The following is a 12,713-nucleotide window of genomic DNA, read 5'->3' as shown; positions in this document are numbered from 1 at the left end:
TGACTTGAACTCAGACTGAGAACGCTAATATATGTTTACGCCAGAATTACTTTCTCCCGCCGGCTCTTTGAAAAATATGCGCTACGCATTCGCCTATGGTGCCGATGCCATTTATGCAGGGCAGCCCCGTTATAGCCTGCGTGTCCGCAATAATGAATTTAATCATGAAACCTTGGCTCAAGGCATTAAAGAAGCTCACGAATTAGGTAAGCGTTTTTATGTTGTCGTCAATATCGCGCCGCATAACGCCAAGCTAAAAACATTTATCCGGGATTTGAAACCTGTCGTGGAAATGGGGCCTGATGCGCTGATTATGTCCGATCCGGGCTTGATTATGATGGTACGTGAAGCATTTCCGGAGATGGATATTCATCTTTCCGTTCAGGCTAATGCTGTCAACTGGGCTACAGTAAAATTCTGGCGGCAAATGGGATTGACCCGTGTCATTCTTTCCCGTGAGCTATCATTGGAAGAAATCGCCGAAATCCGCCAGCAAGTGCCGGATATGGAGCTGGAGGTTTTTGTCCACGGTGCGCTCTGTATGGCTTATTCTGGCCGCTGCCTGCTATCAGGCTATATCAACAAGCGTGACCCCAATCAAGGAACCTGCACAAATGCCTGCCGCTGGGAATATAATGTGCAGGAAGGCAAGGAAGATACAGTCGGGAATATTGTTCATATGCATAACCCTATTCCGGTCAAAAATATTGAACCAACTTTAGGTCAAGGCGAACCAACAGACAAAGTATTTATGATTGAAGAAGCCAAGCGCCCAGGCGAATATATGTCAGCATTTGAAGATGAGCATGGTACTTATATCATGAATTCAAAAGATCTGCGTGCCATTGAACACGTAGAAAGATTGACAGAAATGGGAGTTCATTCCCTGAAAATTGAAGGCCGTACAAAATCTTTCTATTATTGTGCTCGCACTGCCCAAGTATATCGCCGCGCCATTGACGATGCCGTTGCCGGAAAACCTTTCGACCCAACGTTGATGACAACACTGGAAGGTCTTGCACATCGCGGTTATACCGAAGGTTTTCTGCGCCGTCATACCCATGATGCCTACCAAACTTATGAATATGGTTATTCTGTGTCAGATTCCCAGCAATTTGTCGGGGAGTTTACGGGCAAGCGAGTCAATGGGTTGGCTGAAGTTGCCGTGAAGAATAAGTTTCTTGTCGGAGATAATCTGGAACTCATGACTCCATCAGGTAACATTAACTTTACGTTAGAATCGATGACAAATAAAAAAGGTCAGGCTGTGGATGTTGCTCCGGGTGATGGGCATATCGTTTATCTCTCCATTCCGGAGGAAATTGAGTTGAACTATGCTTTACTCATTCGCAATTTAAAAGATGGTAATACTCGAACTCCTCATCCGCAAAAATTACAAGCAAAGTAATTTGAAATTAGATTTTAAAGAAATTGATCTGTTTTTTTAGAAACAGATCACATCAATGCTATTTTATTTCTCGTATTATCGGTTCTGAAAATTAAGAACTAAAAAAGTTTTACTGTAAGACTAGGAACCACCTCCTTGGCTAGCTCAATCTCCCTTGGGCTGGCCTTTTCTTTTATGTATAAAATATAAAAATGCCTTAAATTCAACCAGTTAATCGATTGCCTTACCCCAGAAAAAATAAATGTCTTTAATGTTTTTTTATTCTTTTATTGTATTTTTTTTCGGCGGCAACAATATCTTCACTTATTATTGATGATAAATTAATGTAACAATAAATAATATGAATATTTATTCAATTTAATGAAGGAAAATTTAAGAAAATAACACCAAAATATTCAATTCATGAATAACCAAATATTTATTTCTTCTCATATCTGATAAATTTTCTTTACTTTACCCTAAAAAAACAGATTGAATTTTAACAACTCATTACCCGAGATATTTGATGAATTTCGGGGTGTGTCCAAACAGCTAGAATGTGATGAAAAAGTGCAGCCAGCAAAGGAGCAACTTGAAAGATGGCGGGGATATCACAAACTGAAGCGATCCACCGCGGCTTACCTCTCTACTCACCTTGTGATTCATGCCAATATCAACAACAATCAATAGCGCCTTTTGCAAACTGGAGTTAATCATGACTGATATTGCTAAGTTGTTAGGAAAAGACGCAGAAAGTTTGTTGCAACACCAATGCAGTACCATTCCACGTGAAAACCTCTATCTTCCAGGCACCGATTTTGTTGATAGAGTAATGATCGACAATAATCGCCCCAATACTGTCCTGCGTTCCATGCAAACCTTGCTGAATCATGGCCGTCTGGCAGGAACCGGTTATCTCTCAATTTTGCCGGTAGATCAGGGTGTCGAGCACTCTGCCAGCGCATCATTTGCCGCCAATCCCCTTTATTTCGATCCGAAAAATATCGTGGAACTGGCCATCGAGGCAGGTTGTAACTGTGTTGCTTCAACTTATGGGGTACTGGCGTCAGTTTCTCGTCGTTATGCCCATAAGATCCCGTTTTTGGTGAAGCTCAATCACAATGAAACGTTGACCTATCCCGCCCAGTATGACCAAACATTGTACGCCAGTGTTGAGCAAGCATTTGATATGGGTGCTGTTGCTGTTGGAGCAACTATCTATTATGGCTCACCTGAATCACGCCGCCAGATAGAAGAAATTTCAGCCGCTTTCGAACGTGCTCATGAGTTGGGTATGGTTACCGTATTGTGGGCATATCTGCGCAATTCAGCATTCAAGAAAGATGGCGTCGATTACCACACCAGTGCTGATTTAACAGGCCAGGCAAATCATCTGGCAGCAACGATAGGTGCCGATATTGTTAAGCAGAAAATGGCAGAAACCAATGGTGGTTTTACTGCCATCGGGTTTGGGCACACTGATAAGCGTGTTTACAGCAATCTGACCACTGAGCATCCTATTGATTTGGTCCGCTATCAACTTGCTAACTGCTATATGGGGCGCGCTGGGTTAATTAATTCTGGTGGTGCTTCCGGAGACAATGATTTGAGTGATTCCGTCCGTACTGCGGTTATCAATAAGCGTGCCGGAGGCATGGGCTTGATCCTTGGCCGCAAGGCGTTCAAGAAATCGATGAAAGAAGGTATCGAGTTAATTAACTCGGTTCAGGATGTTTACCTCGATAAAAAAGTTACTATCGCCTAAATCGCCTATTCAAATGATTTGAGCCATCGTATTTCAATGTGGGGATACAGGCTGTATCCCCCATTATTCGATAACGGCGCCATTATCTTAATTCATTGCCCACCTCAGTTATCGCTATCTTACTTATCGCCCCTCAGCTTCACCTAAAGCCGTCCATTTTCTTCACTTCGCTTTTATTACTGTTCATCCTTGTTACTTACCACCATTGATGAAAATGATGCACAGGCCCAATTCCCTGCCCGACTTCCAGCGTGTCCGCCTGTACCAACGCGTTTTGCAAATATGTTTTTGCTGCAGGTAATGTACTCTGCCAATCAGAATAATGTGGACGTAAAGCAGCAAGAGCCGCCGATAATGTACAACCTGTGCCGTGCGTATGACGAGTATTCACTCTGGGTACAGTGAAGCGCCACTCTCCTTCCGCAGTAAAAAGCCAATCAGGGCTTTCTTCATTGATTAAATGCCCGCCTTTCAATAAGACTGCCGGGCATCCCAGAGAGAGTAATGCCCGCCCCTGTCGCAGCATTTCGTCTTCTTTCTCTGCGAGATTGCATCTTAATATCGCGGCGGCTTCCGGTAAGTTTGGCGTGATTAAAGAGACAGATGGCAATAATTTTTCAACCATAACTGCAATCGCTTCCGGTGATAACAAGTGGTCGCCACTTTTTGCCACCATGACGGTATCCAATACAATGTGGGGGACAGAATAACGATTCAATGATTCAGCAACTACCGCAATATTGGCAGAATTGGATAACATACCAATTTTGGCACTGTCTATCCTGACATCTGACAACACAGAATCTAGCTGGGCAGCAACAAAGAGAGGGTCAATATCATAAACTGATTGCACTCCCATTGTGTTTTGGGCAACCAATGCAGTTATAACAGAGGTTCCATAAGCACCAAGTGCAGAGAAAGTTTTTAAATCAGCTTGGATACCGGCACCACCGCTGGGATCTGTTCCTGCGATAGTCAGTGAGTTAATTCTCATGATGGTGACTCCTATTCACCAGCAAAAGAAAAGCGGGTATCAAAATCAGGGGGATACCATGACTTCCCTACGCTGGCATTATCCAGATCAGGTAATACGGGTACTTCTCAGTCCAATCAAGAACGCCCCGAGTCAAAATAAAAATCACTCTATTAGTATCCCAATAGAGTGATATTTGCAATATGTTATCGTCAAATAATAAAACCAAGTTGACGATAAGTATATTTGGTCAGTAATTAAATACCAGCCAAAATAAATTTATTACTATAAAGCTGTAACGTTTGCAGCAGCAGGACCTTTAGGGCCATCCTGAATTTCAAACTCAACTTGCTGGCCTTCGGATAATGTTTTAAAACCATCTTTCATAATCGCAGAAAAATGTACAAATACATCTTTGCTGCCATCAGCTGGAGTAATAAAACCAAAACCTTTAGACTCGTTGAACCACTTCACAGTACCAGTGATTTTTGCCATTTCAAAAATTTCCTTTGAATCACTTTAATCGCCGATTGGCATAAATATAAACAAACCAGTATTCGTTGCTGTTATTTATTAACAGAACAGTACTTCGTTTACCCATGTGTTTTATCACATACTCTTTATATAATCGCAAGCCATTTTTTTCAGGTGCTGGAGCCAACGCACAAATTTGAAAATGCTAATCTCTATTCTAATTTAAAATTACTCAAAAACTTTTAAGTTATATAACAATATGAATTAATGTAAAAATAAAATTTTAACCTCAAGAAACAAATTTAATTAGTTTAATATGAAACTCTGTTTATTACGCCAGTTATGGAGTAACGCAGCGTGTTGTAAACTCTCAGAAACTTCTTTTTCAATGCTAAATTAAGGCTGATTTAACGTAAGCCTTACTCGCATGTAATATAATCGCTCTGTGCCTGACCGGATTAATTTTTGTTGAGCTTTTATTAAATATTATTCAGTTATAATTAAATTGAATAATATATTTATATCACAGAGGTTTTATTTACTCGCAATCAGATAGTATTTTAATCATTGTCAATGATTAAAATGTGGCAAACAAAACTAAAGCAATACAACAACAGCCGCGTACTTTTAGATTTATACTACAGCAATACAAAAATAATCAGCCGGGTATAATGCCCGGCTGAAAAATATTTTCAATGAATTAATTCTTTTGCTTATACTCTTTTTTCGATTTCGCTACCTGATAGCCCACCCATAATAGGGCAATCCAGAATGGCATCAAAATAACTGAAATGCGAATTGGTGGCATCATAAAAATAATGATGAGGATAAATGCAAGGAATAGCAGGCATAAATAGTTGCCAAATGGATACCACAATGCCTGGAACTTGGTTGTGACGCCTTCTTTGTTCTTAGCCTGACGGAACTTCAAATGAGCAAGGCAAATCATAATCCAGTTGATGACCAACGTTGTTACCACCAACGCCATCAATAATTCAAATGCCTTGCCGGGCATAATATAGTTAAGCAATACTCCAATTGATGTTGCCAGTGCTGATAACCCAATGGATAAAACAGGCACACTGCGTTTATTAACTTTTGTCAGAAAGTGTGGAGCATTACCTTGCTTAGCCAAGCCATAAAGCATTCTGCTATTACAATACACTCCACTGTTATATACAGACAGTGCCGCAGTAACTACCACTACATTCAATACATTGGCTACCCAAAAACTGTCCAGATTATGGAAGATTAAAACAAATGGGCTACCGCCTTCTACAACCTTGCCCCACGGATAAAGTGAAAGCAGAATAGCGAGTGAACCGATATAAAACAGCAAAATGCGATAAACAACCTGATTGGTTGCTTTAGGAATATTTTTCTCAGGGTTTTCAGCTTCGGCTGCGGTGATCCCTACTGTTTCCAAGCCACCAAATGAAAACATAATGATTGCCATTGCCATAATCAGGCCGGAAACCCCATTTGGCATAAAGCCGCCCTGCTGCCATAAATTGGTGATACTTGCGTCCGGCCCGCCTTTACCGCTAAGCAGCAAGTAACCACCAAAGATAATCATGCCGATGATCGCACTGACCTTAATGAGTGAAAACCAAAATTCGGTTTCACCATACATTCTGACATTAATCAGGTTAACAAGGTTTACCAGTACAAAAAATATTGCAGCAGAAACCCAAGTTGGGACATCCGGCCACCAATACTGGATATACATGCCGACAGCCGTTAATTCCGCCATACCGACCAGAATAAACATCGCCCAATAATTCCAGCCAGAGAGGAAACCGGCGAATCCTCCCCAATATTTATAAGCAAAGTGGCTAAAAGAGCCTGCTACTGGCTCTTCAACAACCATCTCCCCCAATTGGCGCATAATCAGAAATGCAATGAACCCGCCAATTGCATACCCAAGCAGCACTGAAGGCCCTGCCATTTTGATAGTTTGTGCTATACCCAAAAATAACCCTGTTCCTACTGCACCACCGAGGGCGATAAGCTGAATGTGCCTATTTTTTAACCCTCGTTTGAGCGTAGTTTGCTGTTCTTGTTGTCCTGCCATCTTGTCCTCTTCTTATGATGCTGATACCCACCGCTTCTCAAGTTACAGCCTGGAATCCACGGGTATATAATCCGTCTCATGAAAATTTGTTCTATTTGTTTTTAAATCTGAGTGTTGCGTTTAACCTAAATGTTATTTTTAACCAAAATAGAGCCAGAAACCTTTCCACTCTCCCAATTTTCACAACGTTTGTCGAACTGAAATTAGTTCAACGCCCGTAACTATGGGGATATGTTCGGGTTTAACACAGTGTTTAGTTTGTGAATTTGAATCAGAAGGATATTAAAACATCATTTACAAAGAATGAATACCAAGAATGCATGTTAGCACGTATGCTTGGTTGAGCATTGCCAGATAAATATCAAAAAACAAATATTGAGTAATAAAACAAGCACCAGATTCGAATTCTTTGTTATCAAGCCAACAGTGTTCATTCCATGCTACAAGTACAAAAACAGGCTTTCCAGTATTAAACATGAAGTAACGGTTATTTTTTAGCGCTTAACTCTACCACCTCGGAATAATTTCGTTGTAGTGAACTTTGCGATCAAATACCATGAAGAGCGTTCATTCGTGAAATCCATTGTTTTTGTCGTTGAACCATTCCTGCTCCCGATAACCATGGATTTTGTCATCTTGGAAAGAAGTTGTGTATACTTCTCCAACCCTTAACTAATTTAAAATTGTAATGCCACAAGATAACCACTTAGCACTTGTATGCGCACTGAGTAAATGGATAGAAAATCATCTTGGCCGTGTTATTCATCTTGAAGAACTTGCTGCTTATTCTGGCTATTCACTTTGGCACATGCAAAAAATATTCAAAGAAGTTACTGGGATATCTCTCGGGAAATACATCCGCCAACGGCGTCTGGCCGGGGCCGTGTTTCTGTTGAGAAACAGTGCGTTACCCATTTTTGATATCGCCCTGGATTTCGGTTTCGGCTCACAGTCTCACTTTACCTATATGTTCCGTAAAGAATATGGCATTACACCTTATGATTTTCGCCAAAATGCAGATATCGAGCTTGAAATTAAGCTCCCCCTACATCAGTCTTACAATTGCGAACCATAAACTAACCTTTATGTGCGGCCATTAATCCCGGCCGCTACATTCTTGAAGGAAATACCTTACCTGCTTCAGCAGAATAAAAGCTAATCATTGTTGATACTTTTCGATCAAAGCCAAAGCAATCGATTCTGTTTCCGCATCAGGCGTACCGCTAAAATCCGAAGGGCGGAAATGCATCTGAAAGGCTTGAATCGTCTTACGAGTCGCGTGATCCAACCAACCAGTTTGCGGAATCCGATAACCATACCGCGCCAGCAATTTCTGAATTGAACTCACGGATGCAAGGCCATTAGGATGCCTGCCAGCCAAATATTTATGCACCGTCGTATGATCAGGCCAAGCCCCAATGCCTTGCTCATGAAGCTGCTTCCATGGGAAAACCGGGCCTGGATCTTCTTTTCTAAGGGGAGCAATATCGCTGTGACCAATGACGTTGACAGCCTTAATCTGGTGCCGCTGGATAATATCTTTTGCCAACCGAATCAATGCATCAATTTGTGATGGATGATATAAACACCACTCTTTCTTTATAAAATCTTGCTTGAATCCGCAGTTAACAATTTCAATGCCAATAGAGTGGCGATTTAAACTTTGATATCCCCCCCACTCGCTTTCTCCCGCATGCCAAGCTCTTTGTTTTTCTGAAACCAATTGAAAAATAATAGGCTCTTTATTTTTATATTTTGGCCGGGAAGGAATGAGATAATGGGAACTGACACGCCCTCCCGTTAATGCTCTCAGTGAACGTTTGTCATTCAGCGCAGTATAATGTAATACAAGGAATTTAACCGATTCTATATCCTGATTGGTTGAATAGGGATGGGAATGGTCAACAATATAACTGTTTCTGTCTTCCCGTTCAGGGGAATAAGAACATCCAATCAACAAGGCGATAAATATAAATACTATTGATCTTCTTATCATGATCAGTCAGCAATTTAATATAAGGGAAGGTAATGTATGATTATTATATGATAGATGAGAATAGTGGATAAAACTAAAATAAATGTGATGTTTTTACTTTCAAGCTAATTTTTAGCACAAATAAAAGCCGGGTATCTCGAATTGAAATACCCGGCTTTTAACAGAATATAAATCTAAATCTTAATATTAGGATTTATCTTTTCCACTCTGATTTAACGCTTCATTATCCCAGATGCCTTTTTCAACATCTTGTTGGAGCTCCGGATAATTTTTAATGTTAAATGTCGGCAATTGCTTAGATTTTCTCTGCTGGTTATAGTCCTTCGCCAGCTTCATTGCGATCCCCGAGAGCAAGAGTATGGCGATCAAGTTCACAATAGCCATGCATGCCATTGATAAGTTAGCCATATTCCAGACCAAAGGCACTTCTGCCAAGGTTCCGAACATTACCATACCCAATGCCGCCAAGCGCAGAATGAATAAGCCTGCAGTATGATTACGCTCCAGGAATATCATATTGCTTTCAGCGTAAGCATAGTTGGCAATAATTGATGTGAAGGCAAAGAAGAAGATAGCAATAGCGATGAATGTTGTTCCCCAATGACCCACTGCTGATGACAATGCGCGCTGGGTTAACTCAATACCGCTGATAGTAGTCACATTCTCGTTGAGGATCCCGGAGGAAAGAATAATGACAGCGGTTGCACTACAGATAACGATGGTATCCATAAATACCCCCAGCATCTGTACATAACCCTGAGAGGCTGGATGTGGCGGATAAGGTGAAGCTGAAGCCGCAGCATTTGGAGCCGAGCCCATACCTGCTTCATTTGAAAACAACCCGCGTTGAACCCCTTGAATCATCGCCTGAGAAATACCATAGCCCAATGTACCGGCTACCGCTTCCTGAAGGCCAAAAGCACTCTTGATAATTAATGCAAATACGGCTGGGATACGTTCAATATTGTGGCCAACAACCCAAAATGCCAGTAATAAATAAGCCCCCGCCATGAACGGTACAACTAATTCAGCAACACGGGCGATAGAACGCAACCCGCCGAAGATAATCACACCGCTGATGATAACCAATACAATGCCAACATAGATTGGTTTAATATCAAAGGCATAGCTAGCCGCTTTCGCAATTGAGTTTGCCTGAACAGCATTGAATACAAGACCAAACGCGATAATAAGGAAGATGGAGAACAACACGCCCATCCACCGCTTCTTCAACCCTTTTTCCATGTAATAGGCAGGGCCACCGCGATAGTTTCCTTGATCGTCTTTCGTCTTGTACAACTGGGCAAGCGTGCTTTCCACAAAGGAAGTTGCCATACCGATAAATGCCACTACCCACATCCAGAAAATGGCCCCTGGCCCACCAGCAGTAATTGCAATGGCGACCCCAGCCAAGTTACCGGTCCCTACACGAGCTGCAAGGCTGGTACATAACGCCTGAAAAGAAGAAATACCAGAGCTATCTGATTTTTTACTGTTTTTCAGAACTGAAAACATGTGACCAAAATGACGAAGCTGTATGAGACCAGAACGCAGTGTGAAGTAAAGGCCAACACCAAGAAGCAAGTATATTAATACGTTGTCCCAAAGAATGTTGTTAATGAAGTTAATCAGATCCGTCAAGATATTTTCCCCTTACTAATTAGCAAACATTAGCTGACCATAATGCAGTATCCGGCTAAATTTTATTGTGTTTGATTTCCTTTATAATTAACAAGTAACACAATTCTGTATACAAAAAAACACAGAGATACCAGTCAGTAAAACGGAAAGAATGTAACACAATATCGTTTTCAATGGGTAACTTTTAATGAAATTTTTACATTTACTTTAGTATTTATGAACATTCATATTGATGGCATAAATACACGATTCCCCATTTCAAGCCTATTACTTGCATTTTATAAACAATAAACACGGGTTAATTTACATACTATGCATAAGCAAGGAATATAAATTAATTAACAATTTAACCCTAAACAAAAACCTAATGGCAACCAAAATACAACCAACAAAAAACAAGATCAATACAGTAACCATATAAAATGCACGTGTTAACTGAAAGTTATTGGCATCATGTCACAAAAAATACACAGAACAAATTTCGATGGGTACAAGCCATTACGTAACTTAAGTTGCAATAACTGACTTTATTAAAAATCACAAAATAATTACAAAATTTAATCTTGAAGTTTCTGATATTTACGAAAACATATAGCAATATTTTTCTTCAAATGAGATTATTAAATTTTAATACTGTGATAGTTGGAAAAAGCCACCATCCCATATTAAAATTTTCGGTTGTTATTTTTGCGTAGGGAAACAACAATAACAGGTTAGTAAGATGTTAACATTCCACTATCTGGCTATCAGATAATCTACAAGTGAGGTTATAATTGATGTTAGAGCGAAAAAGAAAAAACCCCGCAGACAACATACTGCCCAAGCGAGTTTATAGAGGAAAATCAAAGTATGAGTATCATCCTGCAACAGGTGGTTCTATCTCTATTTGCTGCTTAAGCTCACCCGTATCTGTCGTCTGGAAAGAATACAATAAGATTGTTGCAAAAATAGAAAAAAACAGCACATAGATCTTACTATATGTTCACGTTAATCATGTTTACGTTAATCAAAAAGCGGGAGTTTATCACTCCCGTCAATTATAACGCCCTATTTATCTTTATCGCTGCTTTTATTCTATTTCTATAAGGAATAAGGTTCAGCCGTCATATCAAAACAGCCACATCAAAGAATATCCAACAACTTTTTATCGTAAAAATTTCTATTTTTTGCTAAAAAAACAATAAAATTAATGAGTCCTATCACTTAACGTCAACACGCCATGACAGATAGAAATAGATTTTTCCTGAAGGTTTCCATTAGGGATATGCACCCTAAAATTCGTGCTACGATATAAATCTCACCCTATAAGTATTTTCACAAAACAGTAGATAGCGGAGTATTGCTTATGCGTATAAGTAACATGATTAAAACGATTGTTATCCCGACGCTGGTCGCCCTATCATTATCAGCACCGGCTATTGCAAAAGAAGGAAAATTGATTAATTTGCCTGATAAGCGTTTTGCAGTCATATCCGTCGGGGATCTGGAAAGCGAATCGATTGGTAGCTATTCCATTGCTGTTTTCAAGGATAAAGATCTTTCTGATTTTGAAACCGGCGGGGTCTTTTCCCGCGATGGCTCAGTATTCGAAGCTGACGGTAAACCGAGAATTACTTTTGCCGACATTAATGGCGACGGCTCCAAGGAATTAATTGTCTACAAACTCACGGCAGGCTCCGGCAATTACCTTGAAGTCGACGCACTCAAAATTACGAATAAAGATATCAAGTTGCTTTCTCGCATCGAGACAGACACGACAAAAAACCCCGTCAAGTTACTCCGGGAACTCTGCAAAAAAGGTAAGTGTGTAGAGCAGAAACATCAATGAAATCATTCTCAATAAAGTACGGATATTCCATAGAAGGCCCGTACAAACAAAGAATTATGTACTATTGTTAATGTTGTCATTGTTAATACCGTTAATGCAGCCAATGCTGCCATTATTGTCAATATTGCTATCACCATTGTGTATGGTGCACTCGCTCAAGAGGAAATTATGAAACGTCTCTTACTGCCGATTTTCCTTGCTTCACTCTTCTCTTATGCCGCACATGCGAATGTAGATAAAACAGCAGAAACTTATTGTGAGCTATTCGGGAAAGCTTCCGTTGATGCATTCAAAACTAATGATTCTCCAGATGCAATAGCCGAAAAAGCGCTCAAGGGATTAAGCAAAAAAGGTTTTGATCTCAAAGAAATTCATAGCAACAAGGATGAATTTCTTACATCCATCAAGCAAACTGTGACAGAAGTCAGAAATAATAAACATACTTTCCCCAGCCAACGTCATTTTGATGAATCACTGGATAAATCTGTTAAAGCATGCAAAGTACAAACTAAGCATGCCTTATCTCAAAGTACGAAATGAATTCCCGTAGAGCGACAGCCTAACACCGTCGCTCT

The 12,713-nt window shown here is 40.3% G+C and carries 10 protein-coding genes and 1 riboswitch; of the genes, 5 read left to right on the top strand and 5 right to left on the bottom strand.

All coding sequences use genetic code 11. The annotated features are described in order from the left end of the window. Positions 1-31: 31 nt before the first annotated feature. Positions 32-1,408, top strand: coding sequence for a prephenate-dependent tRNA uridine(34) hydroxylase TrhP (gene trhP / locus FE392_RS09705; protein WP_319930022.1), 1,377 nt, complete (start codon positions 32-34; stop codon positions 1,406-1,408). A gap of 694 nt (positions 1,409-2,102) precedes the next feature. Then, positions 2,103-3,152 (top strand): class I fructose-bisphosphate aldolase, encoded by a 1,050-nt coding sequence (gene fbaB / locus FE392_RS09700; protein ID WP_319930021.1) that lies wholly within the window; start codon positions 2,103-2,105, stop codon positions 3,150-3,152. A 196-nt stretch (positions 3,153-3,348) separates the two neighbouring features. Here the strand turns inward: fbaB and thiD are convergent, their stop codons facing one another. The 3 genes from thiD to FE392_RS09685 form a co-directional block, all read right to left on the bottom strand. Continuing rightward, entirely contained in the window at positions 3,349-4,149 is an 801-nt protein-coding gene (gene thiD, locus FE392_RS09695; protein ID WP_319930055.1) for a bifunctional hydroxymethylpyrimidine kinase/phosphomethylpyrimidine kinase, read from the bottom strand. 44 nt (positions 4,150-4,193) lie between these two features. Beyond that, positions 4,194-4,286, bottom strand: a riboswitch (TPP riboswitch). A gap of 124 nt (positions 4,287-4,410) precedes the next feature. After that, complete coding sequence (gene cspE, locus FE392_RS09690; protein ID WP_092509116.1) at positions 4,411-4,620, bottom strand: transcription antiterminator/RNA stability regulator CspE; 210 nt, start codon at positions 4,618-4,620, stop codon at positions 4,411-4,413. Positions 4,621-5,299: 679 nt separating this feature from the next. Further along, positions 5,300-6,673 carry an amino acid permease gene (locus tag FE392_RS09685; RefSeq protein WP_319930020.1) on the bottom strand — a complete coding sequence of 458 codons (1,374 nt, stop codon included), beginning with the start codon at positions 6,671-6,673 and terminating at the stop codon, positions 5,300-5,302. Between the two features lie 688 nt (positions 6,674-7,361). Here FE392_RS09685 and FE392_RS09680 point away from each other — a divergent pair. Next, entirely contained in the window at positions 7,362-7,748 is a 387-nt protein-coding gene (locus FE392_RS09680) for a helix-turn-helix domain-containing protein (RefSeq protein WP_319930019.1), read from the top strand. Positions 7,749-7,832: 84 nt separating this feature from the next. Here the strand turns inward: FE392_RS09680 and FE392_RS09675 are convergent, their stop codons facing one another. Together FE392_RS09675 and FE392_RS09670 are read right to left on the bottom strand one after the other, a co-directional pair. After that, positions 7,833-8,669, bottom strand: coding sequence for an N-acetylmuramoyl-L-alanine amidase (locus FE392_RS09675; RefSeq protein ID WP_319930018.1), 837 nt, complete (start codon positions 8,667-8,669; stop codon positions 7,833-7,835). Between the two features lie 186 nt (positions 8,670-8,855). Next, positions 8,856-10,310 (bottom strand): alanine/glycine:cation symporter family protein, encoded by a 1,455-nt coding sequence (locus FE392_RS09670; RefSeq protein WP_319930017.1) that lies wholly within the window; start codon positions 10,308-10,310, stop codon positions 8,856-8,858. A gap of 1,360 nt (positions 10,311-11,670) precedes the next feature. On the opposite strand from FE392_RS09670, the gene FE392_RS09665 reads away from it, so the two are divergent. Together FE392_RS09665 and FE392_RS09660 are read left to right on the top strand one after the other, a co-directional pair. Beyond that, a complete protein-coding gene (locus FE392_RS09665) occupies positions 11,671-12,138 on the top strand; it encodes a PliI family lysozyme inhibitor of I-type lysozyme (protein ID WP_319930054.1) in 468 nt (155 codons plus the stop codon). 168 nt (positions 12,139-12,306) lie between these two features. Beyond that, positions 12,307-12,678, top strand: coding sequence for a hypothetical protein (locus tag FE392_RS09660; RefSeq protein ID WP_319930016.1), 372 nt, complete (start codon positions 12,307-12,309; stop codon positions 12,676-12,678). Positions 12,679-12,713: the final 35 nt, after the last annotated feature.

This window comes from Xenorhabdus santafensis, assembly GCF_033949405.1.
Lineage (GTDB): Bacteria > Pseudomonadota > Gammaproteobacteria > Enterobacterales > Enterobacteriaceae > Xenorhabdus > Xenorhabdus santafensis.
The sequence above is the reverse complement of the archived record's forward strand: the minus strand, read 5'-3'. Positions and strand labels throughout refer to the sequence as shown.